Genomic DNA, 19,464 nt, shown 5'->3' on the forward strand with positions numbered 1-19,464 from the left:
TCGCTAGCCTGTGCTGTCGAGTTGTGTATTACGTGTTATTGAATGTTGGCTACTCGGTTCATACCCGCATGTAATTTTTCTATTTGTTTCGGAATCCTTTTGAGGTACCCGCTATGAATCACTTTCAAAAACATCTCGCCGCGTGGCTGGTTGCGCTGGTCGCGTTACTTTCCATATCTTCGTGGGCACGGGCCCAAACCGTACCAGGACTGGGTACAGCATCGGCCTTCGCAGTCCTGAGTGCAGCGCCTGGCGGTGCGGGGGCGGTGACGTGCACCAACTCCACGATCAGCGGAGCCGTGGGCTCCACAGGTGCTCCGGCTTCGGTCGTACAGACTACGTGCACGATTACGGGAGCGGTCACCGCGCCGGTTCCGGCCCAGGTTGTATCTGACTTCAACACCGCGTATGGTAACTACGCGGCCATTCCGTGCACCGGAGTGTTGACAGGCACCACGCAAACGCTCACTCCAGGGGTCTACTGCAGCACCGGAGCCGTGACGTTCACCAGCGCCACGTTGACGCTCGACGGACAGGGCAACCCGAACGCGGTCTGGATTTTCAAAGTCGGCACCGCTGGCAGCGGCGCCCTTACCGGTACCAACTTTTCGGTGGTCATGATCAACAGTGGGGCGGCGTGCAATGTGAATTGGTGGGTCGCCGATGCCGCGACACTGACGACGTCTGCCTTCCAGGGCAACATTCTCGCGGGTGCGGGTATCACCTTTAGCGGTGCTGGTAGCACGCCCACCACTGGCAATGACCTGGCAAAAGGCGCAGTAACGTTGACTGGCGTCACCGAAACCAGCTGCCAGGCAGTGCCCTGCCAGGAACCGGACAAATCGTACGGCAAATTCCTGGCTCCCCTCAACATCCTGTCTCACCCGTGGGATCCTATGCCCCAATGCCCACAGAAATGCAAGCTACCCCTGCCAACCAAGTCATGGTAGTGACTGTTCAGCCACTAAGCTGCGATCGGAATAGTTAGTTCAGCCGGCGCGGCGATGCGCGGGTACAAGCCGGGCTGGCGGCTGTGCCCGCGTGGCGGACAAGCAGGCGGCGACCCTTCCTGCAAAGCCTTTAGGCGCAAGCAAGCCGCTATCTTGATTGACTGGTGAGGCCCGGGAGGGATGCGAGCTGATCTAGCGGTGGCGCCGCAGGCAACTCCGCTAGATCTTTTACTCGAACTTGGCGGGGATAGCACGCCTTACCGCTGTCGCTCGCTCCGGTTGCGCCGATGGATGAGTGTTGAAGCATGAACAGGTGTGGCCGGATGCTGCAACGGGTTCCTTGCCGGCAAGGGCGACCGGGAACCTATAGCGAGGACGATCTGGCAAGGCTTGCAGCAGCTCATGACGGCAGCCGAGGCACAATCGTACTTGAGCAAGACATTGCAGAATAGCCTAGCCGCTTGCTCATATTTGATGAGGTTAACCAGGTAAGGATGGATCATGCGTCCACCGGCAAACTACAAGGTAACCGGCACCACGGAAAAACGTGACCGTGGCCGACCGCGAAAGCCTGATGCAATGTCGAACGCCGAGCGTGAGGCCGTGTGGTGGGCCCGACATGCTCGCATGAACGCCATCCCAATCCACCTTCTGTCGCTCGCGCTCTTCGCCGCGTTCTGTGCGACGCTCACTTACTGGATCGTCACGCTCACGTCGCTGTCCGGCGGCCCGTTGCCGGTTGCCGCCGGACGCGCACCGGTTTCGGTCGAGCAGGCGGCCACGCTGTTCGGCGGCCAGCTTCAGCGCAGCGCCAACCAGGACGTGCGCCTGTTCGGCATCCTCGCACTGAGGGACGGCGCCGCAGCCATCGTCAGCGCCGGTGGCGAACCGCCGCACGCTGTGTCGCTCGGCAGCACCATCATGCGAGGCGCCAAATTCTTTGAAGTGCGCCCCCGTTCGATCATCATCGACCGCAACGGTGCCCGTTCCGAAGTGTTCCTGCCCGCCAACGCCGCCGGCCCTACCACCTACGTGCGCTGAACCAAGTCGCCTCGTTTGCTTTACGCTCGGCCGCACGATTGCCGCCTTTGCCAGGCATCCCGCGCGGGGTTCTCGCCAGCGATTTCAGTGCGGCGAGTGGTCCGCATTTGCATACCTTGCTACGGCGTTGATAGTCATGTAGTGGGCCTCGACGTCGTGGCGAGCTGCGCGGAGGTGGAGTCAGGGTGTGACAAGCCGTTTTTACCTGACGGAGGCCGACATGAAGTTCTGCGGAATAGACCTGCACTAGAACAACAGTGTGGTGGTGGTCAGTGATGCCGAAGACCGGATTGCGTTGCAGCGACGCCTGCCGAATGATCTCGAGGCAATCCTTGCTGCCCTTGCGCCTCACCGTGGTGAGCTCGAGGGTGTAGTCGTGGAATCGACCTACTATGACGATCTCGGGAATATGCGCAGTTCCGCGCCACGGAGACTCGTTTGTCCTTCCGCAGTGGGCTATGCATAGCGGGTCCGTGGTGTGAACTGCGCATAATTACAGGCTTTCAAGGAACTGCATCAGGCGATCGGGCGGTCGATATCGCGGGATTTTGCTGTGAGGTGGCTGCAAAGTATTGAGCGCGCGCTCCTTCATCGCGAGGTCGGCCTCGACGTACATGTGAGTCGTGGCCGGGCTTTCGTGTCCAAGCCACAGCGCAATGACGCTGAGGTCAACGCCCGATTGCAGCAGATGCGTCCCGGTCGAATGCCGGCTATCGTGTGTTGTTCACCCGCACCGGCGAATCTGACACCCCGAAATGAAACAAATCAATCACCTGGGCGATTTTTTCATATTGCGAGACAAAAGATACGTTCTTTTTTGTGTGTTGCAATCTGATTTTCGAAAGTGGGGACCTTTTTGTACGCCCATACTTATCGACCCCACAGGCCGTAATGGTTTCATGCATATCGTCAAAATCCGATATATGATTCGCCTTGTCGCGATGCAGATGCGTGGCCGCTAACCGGCGCTACGCCTGCCTGTTGTTGATGACCTGAAGTTGATGACCTGAAAACTGCCCCACATGACGCTCGATATCGACGCGATTCACAAAGCGCTTGCCAATCCTGTACGGCGGGAGATTCTCGGCTGGCTGCGCGAGCCGCGCGCGCATTTCGCAGACCAGGAATTCACGCTCGATCACGGCGTGTGCGCCGGCAAGATCGACGCGCGCTGCGGACTGTCGCAGTCCACCGTGTCGGCGCACCTCGCCGCCTTGCAACGCGCGGGTCTCGTCACGTCGAAGCGGGTCGGTCAATGGGTGTTTTTCAAACGCAACGAGGCCGTCATTCAAGCCTTTCTCGAGTACATGAACACCGGGCTCTGAACACGTCGTCAGCGTCGCCGCGGCTCTTTCATCATCCAGTTTTTTTAAGGTTCGGGCCTCGCGCCTCCCACCCAAGGTGAACTCATATATGCCGACTCTTTTTGACCCGCTCCAGATTGGCGACATTACGTTGCCGAACCGCATCATCATGGCGCCGCTCACGCGCCAACGCGCCGAAGAAATCCGCGTGCCGAACGCGCTGATGGCGAAGTACTACGCCGAACGCGCCACGGCAGGCCTGATCATCAGCGAAGCCACTGCCGTCACGCCGCAAGGTGTCGGTTACGCCGAAACGCCGGGCATCTGGTCGCAGGAACAGGTGGAAGGCTGGAAGATCGTCACGAGCGCCGTGCACGCAGCCGGCGGCAAGATCTTCCTGCAGTTGTGGCACGTCGGCCGCATTTCGGACCCGCTGTTCCTGAATGGCGAATTGCCGGTCGCGCCGAGCGCGATCGCGGCACGAGGCCACGTGAGCCTGGTGCGTCCGGAGCGTCCGTACGTGACGCCGCGCGCACTCGAGCTCGACGAAATCGCCGGGGTGGTCGAAGCGTTCCGCAAGGGCGCCGAAAATGCGAAGGCGGCAGGTTTCGACGGCGTGGAACTGCACGGCGCGAACGGCTATCTGCTCGACCAGTTCCTGCAGGACAGCACCAACAAGCGTACCGACGCTTATGGCGGCCCGATCGAAAACCGTGCTCGCCTGCTGCTCGAAGTCACCGATGCCTGTATCGACGTCTGGGGCGCGAACCGTGTCGGCGTGCACCTTGCACCGCGCCGCGATGCGCACACCATGGGCGATTCGGATCCGGCGGCTACCTTCGGTTACGTGGCGCGCGAACTCGGCAAGCGCAAGATTGCGTTCATCGCCGCCCGCGAAGCGCTCGGCGACGACCGCCTCGGCCCGCAACTCAAGAAGGCATTCGGCGGCCCGTACATCGCGAACGAAAAGTTCACCAAGGAAACCGCGCAGCACGTGCTCGACGCGGGTGAAGCGGACGCGGTGGCGTGGGGTCAACTGTTCATCGCGAATCCGGATCTGGTGCGCCGCTTCGCGACGAATGCACCGCTGAACAAGCCGAATCCGGCAACATACTATGCACGCGGCGAAACCGGCTACGTGGATTATCCGGCGCTGGAAACCGTCGAATAAGCGGTCGAAACCAGCTGGAACATAAGCAGCGCAGTACGCTGCGAGACCACGCGGCGGGCGTGACCGGAACACTATCCGGTCACGCCCGCGGTCATTCAAGGTCACGCCGCATGAACACCCGTTTCGATTCGTCGAGGCCGCGCGCGATATGCGCGTCGCGCCGCGCGATCAGCACCACATCGAGATCGGTCTCTTCGATATCGCGAAAGCCGAGCCGCCGATAGTACGGTGCGTTCCACGGCACCTCGCGAAACGTCGACAACGTGAGCTGCGTTATCTGTTGCGCGCGCGCGAGTTGCGCGACCTGCTCGATCAGCGCAGCGCCGATACGTTGCCCCGCATGTGAAGTGAGCACATCGAGCTCCTGAACATAGAAACGCGCGGGCTGTGGCTCGAACATCACGAATCCCACACAAGTCTCATCGGCATCCACGGCGACGACGATCTGCTGCGCGTCGATCTTGCGGTTGACGAACTCCAGTTCCATCGGCGGGGCATCGGCGATACCTGTCAAGCCGACGCTGGCAAAGCGCTGGCCGGCCTCGAATTCGATCGCGCGGATAGTGTGCGCATCGTGCGGCGCGGCCAGGCGGAACGTGAAGTTGGAAGCGTGTTGCATAAGCGTCTCGTAGGTTTTTTTAGAGGCAATTCTGAAAGACACGCCCCGATATTGACATCACCCCTTTGAAATAAACAAGTGTCCGCGCCGCCACGGGACTAAACTCCTGAACACCCAAATCCTTTTCGAACCAAGATGGATCTCATGCATGTGCTGCAGGTCGCCCTGCACTTCGACCAGCACCTGAGCGGTTTGATCGTGCAATACGGCACCGCCGTCTACGCCATGCTGTTTCTAGTCGTGTTCGTCGAAATCGGCTTCCTGCCGTTATTCTTTTTGCCCGGCGATCCGCTGATTTTCATCTGTGGCGGTCTCGCCGCCACTGGCGCGCTGAATGTATGGCTCGTGATCCCCGTGCTATTCGCCGCCACCGTGGCCGGCAGCATTGCCTGCTATGCGATCGGCCGTGCAATCGGCGAAAAAGTCTATACCGCCGACTATCGCTGGCTCGACAAGAATGCACTGCGTAAAGCGCATGCGTTTTACGAAGCACGCGGCGGCTTCACCTTTCTGCTGTCGCCGTTCATTGCCGTCGTGCGCACTTTCGCGCCGTTCGTCGCCGGCGTTTCGCGCATGACGTTTGCACGTTTCGTGTCGTTCGTCACGGCCGGCGCGGCGCTGTGGATCGTGTCGCTGGTAGCGGCCGGCTATCTGTTCGGCAACGTGCCGCTGGTGCGCGATCATATGAGTTCGATCGTGCTGCTGGGTGTCTCGCTCGGTGTAGGATCGCTGCTGGTGAGCGCCGTGTGGCGCTTCGTCAACCGAAGGTTGCGTGCTCACTGAGCTTGTGCGAGTTCGCCGCGATTTTTACCACAGGTGCGCTGGCCCAAGGAGTGCCTCAATCCGTTACGGAAAAGTCCATCACGGAAAAGCGGACCGATGTCGTCCGGCTCTCCGCTGGATACCTTCGATCACTAAAGCGAGACACGGAATGCACGGCCCCCTCGCATTCCGCTGCCAACTTCCGCAACTTGACTCCCGGCAGATGCGAAGGTAACCTACCAAGGTAACCTTCACATCTGCCGGTATGTCCAGCAACGACTCTCAGCCCACCCGCCCCCCGTCCAACCCGGACGCCCTGCACGCCACGGCGGAAGACCTGCGCGTACTCGTCGGCAAACTGCGCCGCCGGTTGCGCGAAGAAGCGCATGTGGGCGATTTCACGCCGTCGCAGGTGCAGGTGCTCGGCCTGCTGGAACGCGAAGGTCCAGCAACGGTCACTACGCTCGCGCGCCTTCAGGGTATGCGACCGCAATCCATGGGCGAAACGCTTTCGGTTCTGAAAGCTGCCGGACTCGTGAGCGGTACTCCAGACCCGAACGACGGGCGGCAAACCGTTCTCTCCCTCACGCCCGCCTTCCGCAAGAAGATCAAGGCAAGCCGCGCGGCACGCGAAGACTGGCTATTCCGTACGATCCAGACCCGTTTCTCCGCCGCCGAACAGAAACAACTCGCGATTGGCGTCGACTTGCTCAAACGCCTCATCGACTCGTAACGCTCAGGAAAACACCATGGCTCTCACCACGCTCGACGCAAAGACCGCATTGGTCGTCATCGATTTGCAGCGAGGCATCGTCGCGCTGCCCACCGTCCACCCCATCGGCGAGATCGTCAAGCGCTCCACTGATCTGGCCGATGCATTTCGCCGCCACGGTCTGCCGGTGGTGCTCGTCAACGTGACGGCCGGCGCGCCGGGCCGCGCGGAACAGTCGCGTCCTACCGGTGATTTCCCCGCAGGCTTTGCGGATCTCGTGCCCGAACTGAATCGGCAGCCGTCGGATCATCTGGTGACCAAGCGCACCTGGGGCGCATTCACGAACACGGATCTCGAAGCGTATCTGCGCCAACAAGGCGTCACGCAGATCGTGCTCGTCGGCGTGTCCACCAGCATCGGCGTCGAGTCCACCGCGCGTTTCGCCCACGAACTCGGCTTCAACGTCACGTTCGCAGTCGACGCGATGACGGACATGAACCTCGACGCTCATACCAACAGCGTCGCGCGAATCTTCCCGCGCCTCGGCGAAACCGGCACGACACAGGACGTCCTCGATCTGCTCGAGACATCGCGCGCATGACCACGCGTTTAAACTGTTGCACGGCGCAGATCGTTCACACGGGGATGTCCCGGTGAGCGGCACCTTCCGTTCGCTGCGCACGTTCAACTACCGGGTCTGGGCCAGCGGCGCGATCGTCTCCAACATCGGGACATGGATGCAGCGCACGGCGCAGGACTGGCTCGTGCTCACGGAACTCACACATCACAACGCAACGTCCGTAGGCATTGTGATGTCGCTGCAGTTCGGGCCGCAAATGCTCCTGCTGCCCCTAACCGGCTATGCGGCCGATCATTTCGACCGCCGCAAGCTGCTATTCGCCACCCAGGCGGCAATGGGCACGCTGGCCTTATGCCTCGGGCTTCTCACCGTTACCGGCCTCGTCCAGTTATGGCAGGTCTATGTGTTTGCGGGCTTGCTCGGCTGCGTCACCGCGTTCGATTCACCGGCGCGTCAGACCTTCGTCTCCGATCTGGTGGGAGAAGCCGACCTGTCGAACGCGGTCGCGTTGAACTCCACCTCGTTCAACGCAGCGCGCATGATCGGGCCCGCGGTCGCGGGGCTGTTGATCGCCTCCGTGGGTACCGGCTGGGTGTTTCTGATCAACGCGCTCTCTTTCGTCGCCGTGCTCGGTTCGCTGCGCATGCTGCACCTCAGCGAACTGAATCTGAAACCGCGTGCGATACGCACACGCGGCAGCTTCGTGGAAGGCTTCAAGTATGTGTGGACGCGCCCCGATCTGAAGGCCGCGCTCTTGATGCTGTTTCTGATCGGCACTTTCGGGCTGAACTTCCCGATCTTCATCTCCACCATGTCGGTCACCGCCTTTCATGCAGGCGCGAGTCAATACGGCGTGCTGAGCTCGACCATGGCGGTCGGCTCGGTGACCGGTGCGCTGCTCGCCGCACGCAGAGCGAAACCTCGCATGGCCCTTCTGCTCGGCGCAGCGGCGATTTTCGGCGTGGGCTGCACGGTCGCCGCGCTAATGCCGAACTATGTGCTGTTCGGGCTTGCACTCGTCGTGATCGGCGTGTCGACGCAGACGTTCACCACGTCGACGAACAGCCTCGTGCAACTTAGCACCGAGCCGGCCATGCGCGGCCGGGTGATCGCGATCCTGCTGGCCATCGCGCTTGGCGGCACGCCGCTCGGCGCGCCGGTCGTGGGCTGGGTCGCGGATCGCTTCGGCCCGCGTTGGGCGCTCGGGGTCGGCGCTGCATCGGGTTTCGCGGCGGCGATCGTCGGCTTGATCTATCTGGTGAAGTATCGGCAGCTGCGCGTGTATGTCGAGGCGGGCCGGTTGCGCTACAGCATCGACGACCCGCGCCAGGCGCCGCCTTATGTCAGCCCTGCCACGGCGGTGCAGAATGCCGTGTTGAGCGAAGCGGAAGAAGATTCGTCCGCTGGCGTTTAAGGGCTGCTTTATTGCTTACTTGGCGACCGGCATCGTGAACTCGGCACCCTTCGCGATGCTATCCGGCCAGCGCTGCATGATGCTCTTGTAGCGCGTATAGAAACGCACGCCCTCTTCACCATACGCGTGGTGGTCGCCGAACAGCGAGCGCTTCCAGCCGCCGAACGAGTGCCATGCCATCGGCACCGGGATTGGTACATTGATGCCGACCATGCCCACCTGGATCTGCCGGCCGAACGCGCGCGCCACGCCGCCATCCGACGTGAAGAGCGACACACCGTTGCCGAACTCGTGCGCGTTGATCAACTCGACCGCGCTCGCGAAATCGGGCACGCGCACAACGGCCAGCACTGGGCCGAAGATCTCTTCCTTGTAGATCTTCATCTGCGTGCCGACCTGGTCGAACAGCGTCCCGCCGATAAAGAAGCCGTCTTCATTCGCAACCGGATGCGCGCGGCCATCGACAATCAGTTTCGCGCCTTCCGCCACGCCCGAATCGATATAGCCGGCCACCTTGGCCTTATGTTCGGCGGTAACCAACGGACCCATTTCGGCGTCGAGGTTTTCGCCGTTCTTGATCACCAGCGACTTCACGCGCGGCACGAGGCGCTCGATCAGTTCATCGGCGACATGGCCAACCGCCACCGCGACCGAAATCGCCATGCAGCGCTCACCTGCAGAACCGTAGGCGGCGCCGATCAAGGCGTCGACCGCCTGGTCCAGATCGGCGTCCGGCATCACCACCAGATGATTCTTCGCGCCGCCGAGCGCCTGCACACGCTTGCCGCGCTTCGACGCTTCCGTATAGATGTATTCCGCAATCGGCGTGGACCCGACAAACGACAGCGCCGCGACGTCCGGGTGCGCGATCAGCGCATCCACGGCCACCTTGTCGCCGTTCACGACGTTGAACACGCCGTCCGGCAGACCGGCTTCCTTCAGCAATTCAGCAATGCGCAACGACGCCGACGGGTCACGCTCCGACGGCTTCAGCACGAACGTGTTGCCGCAAGCGAGCGCCACCGGGAACATCCACATCGGCACCATCACCGGGAAATTGAACGGCGTGATCCCCGCTACCACGCCCAGCGCCTGACGCAGATTCCAGTTATCGATGCCGCCGCCGATCTGGTCGGTGAAATCGGTCTTCAGCAGGTTCGGAATACCGCAGGCGAACTCGACCACTTCGATGCCGCGCACCACTTCGCCTTGCGCGTCCGTGAACACCTTGCCGTGTTCACGCGTGATCAGCATGGCGAGTTCGTCGTGATGCTGGTTCAGCAGCTCCTTGAACTTGAACAGAATGCGGGCGCGCTTGATCGGCGCGGTTTCGCTCCAGGCGGGAAAGGCGGCCTTGGCGGCCTGCACGGCCGCATCCACTTCCTCAACCGACGCCAATGCGACCGAGCCGGTCACCTTGCCCGTGGCGGGATTGAACACGTCCTTGAAGCGGCCGCTAATCGACGCAGCCGGCGCGCCGCCGATGTAATGGCCCAACTGCTGCACCGACAACTTCGCTTGTTCGTTCACTGCATTCATTTCGTTACCTCGTGTTCGGGAAAGGCCGCAAGGGTGGACCCGCCAACTGTATCGACGGTGCCGGCCATATTCCCGATACAGCACAATAAAACCGCGCCTCACTGTATTGTTTTTCGTATGGCAACTGTGCTGGTCAGTCTGACCGGTGCAACCTCAGGAAAGGGCTTCCATTCGTGACCCTATCCGGGTGGCCTCCATACGCCAGGCTCCGCTCAAATGCCGCCCACGCCATGCGTGACGAGTGCGCTTGGATCAGGCAAGCGAAGCTGATCAGACGAAATACTATGGATCCCAAAGTACTGGTTAACCCGGTCTCACTGGCAGATCTATCCACGCGGCAGTGCATTTCGGCACCCGCACCGGACCGCCGGCGGCAATTGACAGCCGCTTCCCGATAAGTCCTGGCTTGCAAAAATTCACTTTAAAGACGCAAATGAGGCAGCCACAGAAGCTGATCAAAACATTTCTGTTCAGGAGACGACATGGAAACGAATGCATCGGCAGGCGGCCGCGAGCGTCGCTCGCAGGCTCGCAAGGCGACCGCTAGCGGCTGGATCGGCTCGGCGCTCGAATACTACGATTTCTTCATCTACGCGCAGGCAGCGGCCCTTATCTTTCCTCAGTTGTTCTTTCCATCCGGCAATCCGAAGATCGCCATCGTCGCATCGCTCGCGACCTATGGCGTCGGCTATGTCGCGCGGCCCATCGGCGCGGTCGTGCTGGGGCACTGGGGCGACACGCACGGCCGGAAAAACGTCCTGCTAGTATGCATGTTCCTGATGGGCCTCTCGACGATGGCGGTCGGCTTTCTGCCCACCTACCGCCAGGTGGGCCTGCTTGCACCGGCACTGCTAGTCGTTCTCCGCCTGATCCAGGGTTTTGCCGTGGCCGGCGAAATCTCGGGCGCGAGCTCCATGATTCTCGAACATGCACCGTTCGGGCGGCGCGGCTACTACGCAAGCTTCACGCTGCAAGGCGTGCAAGCGGGGCAGATTCTCGCCGCGGCCGTGTTCCTGCCACTCGCCTACTTCATGGAAGAGAGCGCGTTCAACTCGTGGGGCTGGCGGATTCCGTTTCTGTTGAGTTCGGTGGTGCTGATTGCCGGCTACATCATTCGCCGCGAGGTCAATGAAACGCCGGCTTTCGCCAAGGAAGACGCCAGCGGCGCCATACCCAGGTCACCGATCGTCGAAGCCTTCCGTTATAACTGGGGGGATATGTTGCGGGTGGTCGGCTGCTCGCTGATGAACGTGATCCCTGTCGTCGCCACCATTTTCGGCGCGGCGTATGCGGTTCAGCCATCGTACGGCATCGGCTTTTCCAAGAGTGTCTATCTGTGGATTCCGGTAATCGGCAACATCGTCGCCGTGCTGGTGATTCCCTACGTGGGCAATCTGTCCGACCGGATCGGCCGCCGCCTGCCAATCATCGTCGGCGCGCTCGGCGCGGGGCTGCTCTCGTTCGGCTATCTCTACGCGATCAGCATCAGGAACGTGCCGCTCGCGATGGTGATGTCGATCCTCATGTGGGGCATCATCTATCAAGGCTATAACGCCATCTTTCCGAGTTTCTTCCCGGAGCTGTTCCCGACCCGCTCACGCGTGTCCGCGATGGCGATCGGCCAGAACATCGGCACCACGATTACCGCGCTGCTGCCGGCACTGTTCGCCTATGTGGCGCCGCCCGGATCGCACGATGTTCCGCTCACCATCGGCGCAATCACCTTCGGCATCACGATCGTTGCAGCGGTAACGGCCTGGAGCGCACGCGAGAACTTCCGCGTCAAGCTGAGCGACCTGGGCGAACGCAATGCCGTTCCGATCGACAAGCACGAATACGAACTGCAGCGGGCCCAGACCATGGCTGAGGCCAAGAAAGCGCTCGTATAACCCCGCTCTTTCTGCCACCGGAGAAAGCTTATCCATGAACCGGACCCGGATCGCCGTAGCCGCTCGAAAAACCGCTCGCGTCCACGGTTGAGGAAGCGGAGACGCTCGTCGACGAGGTCGAGCGCTCCGGCGCGAAAATGCTGGTCGGTCATCACCGGGCTCACAGCCCAATCATGGCCCGAGCGAAGCAACCGATCGAAGAAGGCAGGCTCGGCAAGCTGGTCGCGGTAACGGGCAGCGCGGTATTTTTCAAGCCGGACCAGTACTTCTCCGACGCGCCATGGCGCCGCAATCCGGACGGCGGTCCCGGCGGCCGTTAGAGCGTTAGAGCCGCATTAGGTGCTGATAACTGAAATCACGCCCGGCACAAGTACGCGACGATTCGCACTGCCGCGTTCCTATCGAACATTCAGCGCCATTGCTCCGTCAATTCGTTGGCCAGCACCATCTTCTCGCGGATGAGTTCGATAAAGGCGGCGTCCGTTCCGCTTTGCGCCTTGAGGAATTTCAGCGCCGCGGAATGAACCGCCCGCATCGAGCGGCCATCGATCCCGACCATGCGCGCCGCGCTGCGACGCGTCTCCTCGACCAGATCGCGCGCGCTGCTGAAGTCAGGCGACAAACCGGTTTGCGCCTGGAACCCGGCGCGCAATCCGGCCGCATACTCACGCGACTGTCCCAGCCGGTCGACGTCGATCATCAGATCGACGCCGTCCGCCATCCGCAACGCACAAAGAATCCACAACGCGACGAACGCCCGATACGCGTTGCTGCCTTCCGCCGTGCGCGCATATTGTTCGCATGCGATGGCGTAGGCGTCATCCGAAGCCGGCACAACAGGCGGCAAGCTCACGCCGCAGATTTCGATGGCCTGCCGGACCAGCGGCTCCGTCTGATTCAGACCCAGCACGCGAAACGGCGCGGCCACGAAGAACGGATTGCTCCATTGCTGATTGAGCAGCCACCCCGAGGCAAACTGCGATGCGGGATTTCGCAGCACGGCTGCATGCATGGCTTGCGGAAAGGCGCGCTTGAGCCACGGCAGCCGGCCCGACGAACGGCAAAACTTGAAGACGGGTACGCTGCCTTGCCCGGCGGCGCGCTCGCACAGGTTGGCCAAATAGGCCTGCAGCGCGGGGAATTCCGCGTCGGGTACAGGTGAGAAGCGATCCGTGCCGAAGCGCTTCCTGTATCCGGCTACGCCGCGCGCCCCCTCTTGCAGAAACGGCCGGTACTCTTCGAAATACGGCGCGGCGAGCGGCGGATGCCCGGAAGTCAAGGTAGGACGCGATGCGGAAACGTCGGCGAGGCTCAGATCGGCGAGCACGTTGCTGAACGGTTCATAGAATCCGGTCACGGAATCGAGTGCGCGCAGGCGTGACCAGATCCACGTTCCGGCGCTGCGCCAGCCCGTGTGCAGAAATACCCCCTGTTTCAGGGCACTATGTTGCGAGCCTTCAGCTGGACGAGAGGCGGGATCATGCGACATGCTGGCCGACCCGTCAGCGGCACCTGACGGACCGCTTGAGGGACCGCTTGAGGGACCGCTCGACGGTCCATGTGACAACGGCATTGGACTTCTCTTCAAATGGAAGCGACATGGATTCGATGGACGGCAGACATTGCCTGCCCCACCTCGCTCAAGCGCACACTTTAGCGGGTCAAGCTGTCGACTTCGTTACGGACGAAGCAGTTTACCTTGTATCGACGTGGCGCTCACGCATTGCGCATCCTGCCGAATCATGCATGCGCGACTGGTGCGCAGTTTCCCGAGTACAACGCGGTTTCGGCGGATGGCGAAAGTGTCGAGTGGAGACGACAACGTCATCTGGCATGACAACGGAGACGTGTATTTCAACGGCGGAAAAATCGACAACATGCATGTCTATGCACCTTAAGGAACAAGCCACAATGTCAACGGATACCCCCCTCGCATACGCGTCTTTTTCAATCTATCAGGATGCCGAACCCCCAGATTTCTGGACCGCGTATTTCAATGTGCTGCCAGATCGCTCCGGCGTGAAGGGCGAACTCAAGGTCTTGCCGTCAGGCCGTGTCAGCGAAAACAGATGGCGCTTCGGCTACTGGAGCGTTAGCAGTGAAGCAGCAGTAAGGAGCAACCGACTTGAGCCGCACCTCAGGTACCTGGTCGAGCGGCTTGGACTGCCTCGGGACGACTTGCGCGCGACCATCGCGAGAACCGACGCGCGCATGCGGTTCTTCTGTTATTGGCACAACGAGACAGGCGATCGTGTACCCGACGTCCCTGACGATATTCTCGTAATGATGGAGTCGCTTGGCGGCACTATCGAAATCGACGAGTATCGGTAGTCTGCTGCCCGCCTGAGCCGGTAAAGAAAAGACCGAACAACTCTGAACCGCACCCGTGCGGCCCCGAAAACGGGCTGCGCCCGACAAGGGCGATTGAGCCACGGCTTTCACTCATCCTCTTCCTCAAGGCCGGCAAGCAGATCGTCGACCGCGCGATACACGCGCTCGACGATTTCCGGCCCTACCTTACGCTCCAGCTCGCGATAGTGCGCTTCGAGATCCTTCGAGATCACGCGCACCAGTTCCACGCTCGTGTCGGTGAGCGACACCAGCACGCGGCGCTGGTCTTCCGCGAAACGCTCCTTCGTCACCAGTTCCATACTCTCCATGCGCGCGAGCACGCCGGCCATGCTCGGGCTCGAAATCGTGCAGATCTCGGAGATGTGGCGCGGCTCCATCGAGCCGTGCTCATTGAGTGCGCGAATCACGCGCCACTGCTGTTCGGTCAGTCCGTGCGCGGTAATCAATGGGCGGAAACGCTCCATCATTTTTTCTCTGGCGCGCAGCAGCAACATCGGCAGATTGCGGTGCAGAACTCGGGTAGAAGCGGAAGCGGACATGGCGGATAAGTTAAAGGCAGCCGTCGAAAATCAAGGGAAAACCCGCGATCAGCCGACAGGCTATTGACCGTGGATGATATCAAGCGCAATACTACTAATATGTTAGTGTTTTCTCCGAGAGACAGCTAATTTATGTTTGCACTCGCCGATCACCTGTTGCACCCCGAAGGCGACGCGCTGCCTCGCGACGTGGATGCGGACACTGTTGCCGCGCTGCTCGCACGCGGCATGGCCTGCCGTGCGCCCGTTTCCGGCGCTGTCTATGGAACCTTGCTGAACGACCGCGCTGCGCTGGAAGCATTGGGCGATGCGGTGCATGCCACACCGTATAAAGCACCGCCGCAAGCGCCGATTCTCTATCTGAAGCCGCGCAATAGCTTTGCCGGTCATCGCGCACGTGTCGTCGTGCCTGATGATGCATTGGGTGTGGAAGTCGGCGCTTCGCTGGGTATCGTGATTGGCCGCACTGCAACACGCGTCGGCGCCGGCCAGGCGTTCGACTATATCGCCGGCTACACGCTGGTCGCCGACCTGAGCGTGCCGCATGCGAGCGTGTACCGGCCCTCGGTACGGTTCCGGGCACGCGACGGCTTTTGCGTGATCGGACCGGCGGTGGTTGCAGCGCGTCATATTGCTACGCCCGACGATCTGACGATCAAGGTTTCGCTTCCAGGACGTGAGGTCTTCACGGCGAGTACTGCATCGTCGGTACGCAAGGCCGCGCAATTGATTGCGGACGTAACCGATTTCATGACACTGAGCGCCGGTGACGTCATCACGCTCGGCGTGCCTTATGGTTCTCCCATCGCCCATATCGGCGACACGGCCACGCTATCGATTGGCGGATTGGCGCCGCTCGAAGTATCGTTTGCCGGTGCAGAAGAACAAGATGGGGAACAGCCATGATGCGTGGCCGTGTTGCGTATGCAGGCGCGATTCACGAAGCTTATCCGGACGCCAACGGCGTACGCCTCGCCGACGGCCGCGTGCGTCGTGAGGATGAAGTGGTGTGGCTCGCACCGATCGAGGTCGGCACGATCTTCGCGCTCGGTTTGAACTATGCCGAGCACGCGAAGGAATTGCAGTTCAACAAGCAGGAAGAACCTTTGGTCTTTCTCAAAGGCCCGGGCACGGTGATTGGTCACCGCGGCTTCACGCGCCGCCCCGCCGATGTCGCCTTTATGCACTACGAGTGCGAGCTGGCTGTCGTGATCGGCCAAACCGCGCAGAACGTCAAGCGCGAAAACGCCATGCAGCATGTGGCCGGCTACATGATCGCCAACGACTACGCGATCCGCGACTATCTGGAAAACTATTACCGCCCCAACCTGCGCGTGAAGAATCGCGACGGCGGCACGGTGCTCGGTCCCTGGTTCGTCGACGCCGCCGATGTCGACGACGTCACGCAACTCGAATTGCGCACGTTCGTGAATGGCACGCGGCAGCAACACGGCAACACGCGCGATCTCGTCACCGATATCCCGGCGTTGATCGAATACCTGAGCAGCTTCATGACCCTCGCACCCGGCGACGTGATCCTGACCGGCACGCCGGAAGGCATCGTCAACGTCAATGCGGGCGACGAAGTGGTCTGCGAAATCGACGGGCTTGGCCGTCTCGTCAATACGATTGCATCCGACGCGGACTTCGGCCGCGCCTGATCGGCGGCTTTATATGGGATCGGGGTAAGCGCTATGGGACCAAAGAAAGGACAAGGCATGCGAATCGAACACCTGATCGACGGCAAACCGAGCACCGCGAAAGACTACTTCGAGACGGTTAATCCGGCGACGCAGGACGTGCTCGCGGAAGTGGCCCGCGGCGGTGCGCAAGAAGTCGACGCCGCCGTGCGTGCGGCCAAACAGGCGTTTCCGGCGTGGGCCGGCAAACCCGCGGCGGAGCGCGCAAAAGTCATTCGCAAGCTCGGCGAACTGATCGCGAAGAACGTGCCGGACATCTCGGAGACCGAAACGAAGGACACCGGCCAGACGATCTCGCAGACGCGCAAGCAACTCGTGCCGCGCGCCGCCGACAACTTCAGCTATTTCGCGGAGATGTGCACCCGAGTCGACGGTCATACGTATCCCACCGATACGCACCTGAACTACACGCTGTTCCACCCGGTCGGCGTCTGCGCGCTGATCTCGCCGTGGAACGTACCGTTCATGACGGCCACTTGGAAGGTCGCGCCCTGCCTCGCGTTCGGCAATACCGCCGTGTTGAAGATGAGCGAACTGGCGCCGCTGACTGCCTCGATGCTCGGCAATCTCGCCCTCGAGGCCGGCATTCCTGCCGGCGTGCTGAACGTCGTGCATGGCTTCGGCAAGGACGCCGGCGAACCGCTGGTGGCGCACCCGGACGTGCATGCGGTGTCGTTCACTGGCTCGACGGCAACCGGCAACCGCATCGTACAAACGGCCGGCCTGAAAAAGTTTTCGATGGAACTGGGCGGCAAATCACCATTCGTGATTTTCGACGACGCCGATTTCGAGCGCGCACTCGACGCCGCCGTGTTCATGATCTTCTCGAACAACGGCGAGCGCTGCACGGCGGGTTCGCGCATTCTGGTGCAGCACTCGATTTACGCGCGCTTTGCCGAACGTTTCATCGAACGCGCAAAACGCTTGACCGTGGGCGATCCGCTGACCGACAGCACGATCGTCGGCCCGATGATCAGCCAGGGACATCTGGCCAAAGTCCACAGCTATATCGAACTCGGTCCCAAAGAAGGCGCCACGCTCGCGTGCGGCGGACTCGACACGCCCGACTTGCCCGAAGCCATGCGCAAAGGCAACTTCGTTCAACCGACCGTGTTCGTCGACGTCGACAACCGCATGCGGATTGCCCAGGAAGAGATTTTCGGCCCGGTTGCCTGCCTGATTCCGTTCGACGACGAAGCCGATGCGGTCAAACTCGCCAACGACATTTCCTATGGTTTGTCGAGCTACATCTGGACCGAGAGCACTGGCCGCGCGCATCGCGTCGCCGCAGCTGTCGACGCGGGCATGTGCTTCGTCAACAGCCAGAACGTGCGCGATCTGCGCCAGCCGTTCGGCGGTACCAAGGCATCAGGCGTGGGCCGCGAAGGCGGCACGTGGAGCTACGAAGTGTTCCTCGAACCGAAGAACGTGTGCGTGTCGCTCGGCTCGCATCACATTCCGCGATGGGGCGTCTGACACGCCGGTCATGTGCGCGCGGGGGCATCACGCCTCGCGCCACACAGAATAGGAGACCGCGATGGGCAAACTCGCGTTAGCAGCAAAAGTCACTCACGTCCCGTCGTTATATCTGTCCGAACTCGACGGCCCGCACAAAGGCTGCCGTCAGCCCGCGATCGACGGCCACCATGAAATCGGGCGACGCTGCCGCGAATTGGGTGTGGATACGATCGTCGTCTTCGACGTGCATTGGCTGGTGAACAGCGAATACCACATCAATTGCGCGCCGAAATTCGAGGGTGTCTACACGAGCAACGAGTTGCCGCACTTCATCAAGAACATGCCGTACGCGTATCCTGGCAATGTCGGGCTCGGCGATCTGATTGCGGAAGTCGCCAATGAAATGGGCGTAAAATGCCGTGCGCACAGCGAGACCACGCTCGAGCTCGAATACGGCACGCTGGTGCCTATGCGCTATATGAATAGCGACCAGCACTTCAAGACCGTGTCGGTAGCCGGCTGGTGCATGTGGCACGACCTCGAAACCAGCGCGCGCTTCGGCCTCGCGGTACGCAAGGCCATCGAGAAACGCTACGACGGCACCGTGGCGATTCTGGCGAGCGGGTCCTTGAGCCACCACTTCGCCAACAACGGCACCGCCGAGCAATTCATGCACAAGGTGTGGAGTCCATTTCTCGAACAGATGGACCGCAAGGTGGTCGAGTTGTGGGAAGCCGGCGACTGGAAGACCTTCTGCGAGATGCTGCCGCTGTATAACGAGAAATGCTGGGGCGAAGGCGGCATGCACGACACCGCGATGCTGCTCGGTGCGCTCGGCTGGGATCGTTACGACGGCAAGGTTGAAGTCGTTACGCCGTATTTCGGCAGTTCGGGCACCGGCCAGATCAATGCGATCTTCCCCGTGACGCCCCTGCCTGCTTAAACTCTGAAAAAGGAACCTGCCGTGCCACATTTGACACTCGAATACAGCGCCAATCTTGCTGATGAAGACAGCATCGGGCAGCTTTGCGCATCACTCGCTGAATGCCTCGGCGCACAGCGCGAGAACGAACAACGCGTTTATCCGCTCGGCGGCATCCGCGTGCGCGCCTTGCGCTGCGATCATTACTGCATCGCCGACGGCAGAGCCGACGCCGCCTTCCTGCACGCGAACCTGAAGATCGCCCCGGGCCGCTCGGACGCCACTAAAAAGGCGACCGGAGAGGCGCTTTTTGAAGCGATCAAACAGCACTTCGCCGCTGAGTTTCAACAACACGGGCTGGCGTTGTCGTTGGAAATCAATGAATTCAGCGAAGCGGAAACGTGGAAGCACAATAACTTGCACGCGCGGCTAAAGGCCTGAGATTTGGGCTTGAGATTTGGGCTTGAGATTTGGGCTTGAGATTTGGGCTTGAGACTTGTGCCTGAGACTTG

19 protein-coding genes and 2 pseudogenes are annotated in these 19,464 nt (G+C 61.2%); 16 read left to right on the plus strand and 5 right to left on the minus strand.

What is annotated here, in order from left to right:
- Nucleotides 1-113: 113 nt before the first annotated feature.
- Both P3T22_RS17155 and P3T22_RS17160 read left to right on the plus strand, forming a co-directional pair.
- Nucleotides 114-950 (plus strand): ice-binding family protein, encoded by an 837-nt coding sequence (locus P3T22_RS17155; protein ID WP_429325550.1) that lies wholly within the window; start codon nt 114-116, stop codon nt 948-950.
- 627 nt (nt 951-1,577) lie between these two features.
- Entirely contained in the window at nt 1,578-1,991 is a 414-nt protein-coding gene (locus P3T22_RS17160; protein ID WP_429325551.1) for a type II secretion system protein N, read from the plus strand.
- A gap of 493 nt (nt 1,992-2,484) precedes the next feature.
- Here P3T22_RS17160 and P3T22_RS17165 read toward each other — a convergent pair.
- Nucleotides 2,485-2,709: pseudogene (locus P3T22_RS17165) on the minus strand (tyrosine-type recombinase/integrase); the annotation flags it as partial.
- A 304-nt stretch (nt 2,710-3,013) separates the two neighbouring features.
- Here P3T22_RS17165 and P3T22_RS17170 point away from each other — a divergent pair.
- Nucleotides 3,014-3,316: an ArsR/SmtB family transcription factor gene (locus tag P3T22_RS17170; protein WP_063498699.1), complete on the plus strand. Its 303-nt coding sequence runs from the start codon at nt 3,014-3,016 to the stop codon at nt 3,314-3,316.
- Nucleotides 3,317-3,404: 88 nt separating this feature from the next.
- Entirely contained in the window at nt 3,405-4,466 is a 1,062-nt protein-coding gene (locus tag P3T22_RS17175) for an alkene reductase (protein ID WP_429325552.1), read from the plus strand.
- Nucleotides 4,467-4,557: 91 nt separating this feature from the next.
- On the opposite strand, the gene P3T22_RS17180 is transcribed toward P3T22_RS17175, so the two are convergent.
- Nucleotides 4,558-5,085, minus strand: a complete 528-nt coding sequence (locus P3T22_RS17180) for a GNAT family N-acetyltransferase (protein ID WP_429325553.1) — start codon at nt 5,083-5,085, stop codon at nt 4,558-4,560.
- 135 nt (nt 5,086-5,220) lie between these two features.
- On the opposite strand from P3T22_RS17180, the gene P3T22_RS17185 reads away from it, so the two are divergent.
- From P3T22_RS17185 to P3T22_RS17200, 4 genes are all read left to right on the plus strand, one after another.
- Nucleotides 5,221-5,868 carry a VTT domain-containing protein gene (locus P3T22_RS17185; RefSeq protein WP_429325554.1) on the plus strand — a complete coding sequence of 216 codons (648 nt, stop codon included), beginning with the start codon at nt 5,221-5,223 and terminating at the stop codon, nt 5,866-5,868.
- Between the two features lie 244 nt (nt 5,869-6,112).
- Complete coding sequence (locus P3T22_RS17190) at nt 6,113-6,580, plus strand: MarR family winged helix-turn-helix transcriptional regulator (RefSeq protein ID WP_063498695.1); 468 nt, start codon at nt 6,113-6,115, stop codon at nt 6,578-6,580.
- A 16-nt stretch (nt 6,581-6,596) separates the two neighbouring features.
- Nucleotides 6,597-7,160: an isochorismatase family protein gene (locus tag P3T22_RS17195; RefSeq protein WP_429325555.1), complete on the plus strand. Its 564-nt coding sequence runs from the start codon at nt 6,597-6,599 to the stop codon at nt 7,158-7,160.
- Between the two features lie 52 nt (nt 7,161-7,212).
- A complete protein-coding gene (locus P3T22_RS17200; RefSeq protein WP_429325556.1) occupies nt 7,213-8,553 on the plus strand; it encodes an MFS transporter in 1,341 nt (446 codons plus the stop codon).
- A gap of 15 nt (nt 8,554-8,568) precedes the next feature.
- Here P3T22_RS17200 and P3T22_RS17205 read toward each other — a convergent pair whose 3' ends face one another.
- Entirely contained in the window at nt 8,569-10,092 is a 1,524-nt protein-coding gene (locus P3T22_RS17205) for a CoA-acylating methylmalonate-semialdehyde dehydrogenase (protein ID WP_063498692.1), read from the minus strand.
- Between the two features lie 482 nt (nt 10,093-10,574).
- Here P3T22_RS17205 and P3T22_RS17210 point away from each other — a divergent pair, with 482 nt between their 5' ends.
- Nucleotides 10,575-11,981 carry an MFS transporter gene (locus tag P3T22_RS17210; RefSeq protein WP_429325557.1) on the plus strand — a complete coding sequence of 469 codons (1,407 nt, stop codon included), beginning with the start codon at nt 10,575-10,577 and terminating at the stop codon, nt 11,979-11,981.
- Between the two features lie 62 nt (nt 11,982-12,043).
- Nucleotides 12,044-12,289, plus strand: a pseudogene (locus P3T22_RS17215) (gfo/Idh/MocA family oxidoreductase); the annotation flags it as partial.
- Nucleotides 12,290-12,390: 101 nt separating this feature from the next.
- On the opposite strand, the gene P3T22_RS17220 reads toward P3T22_RS17215, so the two are convergent.
- The gene (locus tag P3T22_RS17220) at nt 12,391-13,470 is read right to left on the minus strand and encodes a hypothetical protein (protein ID WP_429325558.1); all 1,080 of its coding nucleotides are present in this window, start codon (nt 13,468-13,470) and stop codon (nt 12,391-12,393) included.
- A gap of 422 nt (nt 13,471-13,892) precedes the next feature.
- On the opposite strand from P3T22_RS17220, the gene P3T22_RS17225 reads away from it, so the two are divergent.
- Nucleotides 13,893-14,312: a DUF4279 domain-containing protein gene (locus P3T22_RS17225; RefSeq protein WP_429325559.1), complete on the plus strand. Its 420-nt coding sequence runs from the start codon at nt 13,893-13,895 to the stop codon at nt 14,310-14,312.
- A gap of 107 nt (nt 14,313-14,419) precedes the next feature.
- On the opposite strand, the gene hpaR is transcribed toward P3T22_RS17225, so the two are convergent.
- Complete coding sequence (gene hpaR, locus P3T22_RS17230) at nt 14,420-14,827, minus strand: homoprotocatechuate degradation operon regulator HpaR (RefSeq protein ID WP_063498687.1); 408 nt, start codon at nt 14,825-14,827, stop codon at nt 14,420-14,422.
- Between the two features lie 177 nt (nt 14,828-15,004).
- Between hpaR and P3T22_RS17235 the strand changes: the two genes are divergently transcribed.
- The 5 genes from P3T22_RS17235 (at nt 15,005) to P3T22_RS17255 (ending at nt 19,393) form a co-directional block, all read left to right on the plus strand.
- A complete protein-coding gene (locus P3T22_RS17235; protein WP_429325560.1) occupies nt 15,005-15,778 on the plus strand; it encodes a fumarylacetoacetate hydrolase family protein in 774 nt (257 codons plus the stop codon).
- Nucleotides 15,775-16,533, plus strand: coding sequence for a fumarylacetoacetate hydrolase family protein (locus P3T22_RS17240; RefSeq protein ID WP_429325561.1), 759 nt, complete (start codon nt 15,775-15,777; stop codon nt 16,531-16,533). The genes P3T22_RS17235 and P3T22_RS17240 overlap by 4 nt, the downstream gene beginning before the upstream one ends.
- A gap of 57 nt (nt 16,534-16,590) precedes the next feature.
- Nucleotides 16,591-18,048, plus strand: coding sequence for a 5-carboxymethyl-2-hydroxymuconate semialdehyde dehydrogenase (hpaE, locus tag P3T22_RS17245; protein WP_429325562.1), 1,458 nt, complete (start codon nt 16,591-16,593; stop codon nt 18,046-18,048).
- Nucleotides 18,049-18,109: 61 nt separating this feature from the next.
- Nucleotides 18,110-18,973 carry a 3,4-dihydroxyphenylacetate 2,3-dioxygenase gene (gene hpaD, locus P3T22_RS17250; protein ID WP_429325563.1) on the plus strand — a complete coding sequence of 288 codons (864 nt, stop codon included), beginning with the start codon at nt 18,110-18,112 and terminating at the stop codon, nt 18,971-18,973.
- 21 nt (nt 18,974-18,994) lie between these two features.
- Entirely contained in the window at nt 18,995-19,393 is a 399-nt protein-coding gene (locus P3T22_RS17255) for a 5-carboxymethyl-2-hydroxymuconate Delta-isomerase (protein WP_429325564.1), read from the plus strand.
- Nucleotides 19,394-19,464 lie beyond the last annotated feature (71 nt).

It is taken from the genome of Paraburkholderia sp. GAS348, from assembly GCF_050434205.1.
Taxonomy (GTDB): domain Bacteria; phylum Pseudomonadota; class Gammaproteobacteria; order Burkholderiales; family Burkholderiaceae; genus Paraburkholderia.

Coding starts and splice junctions, on each gene's coding strand:
- hpaE (WP_429325562.1), top strand. CDS start 16,591: ATGCGAATCGAACACCTGATCGACGGCAAACCGAGCACCGCGAAAGAC.
- P3T22_RS17225 (WP_429325559.1), top strand. CDS start 13,893: ATGTCAACGGATACCCCCCTCGCATACGCGTCTTTTTCAATCTATCAG.
- P3T22_RS17180 (WP_429325553.1), bottom strand. CDS start 5,085: ATGCAACACGCTTCCAACTTCACGTTCCGCCTGGCCGCGCCGCACGAT.
- P3T22_RS17175 (WP_429325552.1), top strand. CDS start 3,405: ATGCCGACTCTTTTTGACCCGCTCCAGATTGGCGACATTACGTTGCCG.
- P3T22_RS17155 (WP_429325550.1), top strand. CDS start 114: ATGAATCACTTTCAAAAACATCTCGCCGCGTGGCTGGTTGCGCTGGTC.
- P3T22_RS17220 (WP_429325558.1), bottom strand. CDS start 13,470: ATGTCGCATGATCCCGCCTCTCGTCCAGCTGAAGGCTCGCAACATAGT.
- hpaR (WP_063498687.1), bottom strand. CDS start 14,827: ATGTTGCTGCTGCGCGCCAGAGAAAAAATGATGGAGCGTTTCCGCCCA.
- P3T22_RS17235 (WP_429325560.1), top strand. CDS start 15,005: ATGTTTGCACTCGCCGATCACCTGTTGCACCCCGAAGGCGACGCGCTG.
- P3T22_RS17195 (WP_429325555.1), top strand. CDS start 6,597: ATGGCTCTCACCACGCTCGACGCAAAGACCGCATTGGTCGTCATCGAT.
- P3T22_RS17185 (WP_429325554.1), top strand. CDS start 5,221: ATGGATCTCATGCATGTGCTGCAGGTCGCCCTGCACTTCGACCAGCAC.
- P3T22_RS17210 (WP_429325557.1), top strand. CDS start 10,575: ATGGAAACGAATGCATCGGCAGGCGGCCGCGAGCGTCGCTCGCAGGCT.
- P3T22_RS17170 (WP_063498699.1), top strand. CDS start 3,014: ATGACGCTCGATATCGACGCGATTCACAAAGCGCTTGCCAATCCTGTA.
- P3T22_RS17160 (WP_429325551.1), top strand. CDS start 1,578: ATGAACGCCATCCCAATCCACCTTCTGTCGCTCGCGCTCTTCGCCGCG.
- P3T22_RS17205 (WP_063498692.1), bottom strand. CDS start 10,092: ATGAATGCAGTGAACGAACAAGCGAAGTTGTCGGTGCAGCAGTTGGGC.
- P3T22_RS17240 (WP_429325561.1), top strand. CDS start 15,775: ATGATGCGTGGCCGTGTTGCGTATGCAGGCGCGATTCACGAAGCTTAT.
- hpaD (WP_429325563.1), top strand. CDS start 18,110: ATGGGCAAACTCGCGTTAGCAGCAAAAGTCACTCACGTCCCGTCGTTA.
- P3T22_RS17190 (WP_063498695.1), top strand. CDS start 6,113: ATGTCCAGCAACGACTCTCAGCCCACCCGCCCCCCGTCCAACCCGGAC.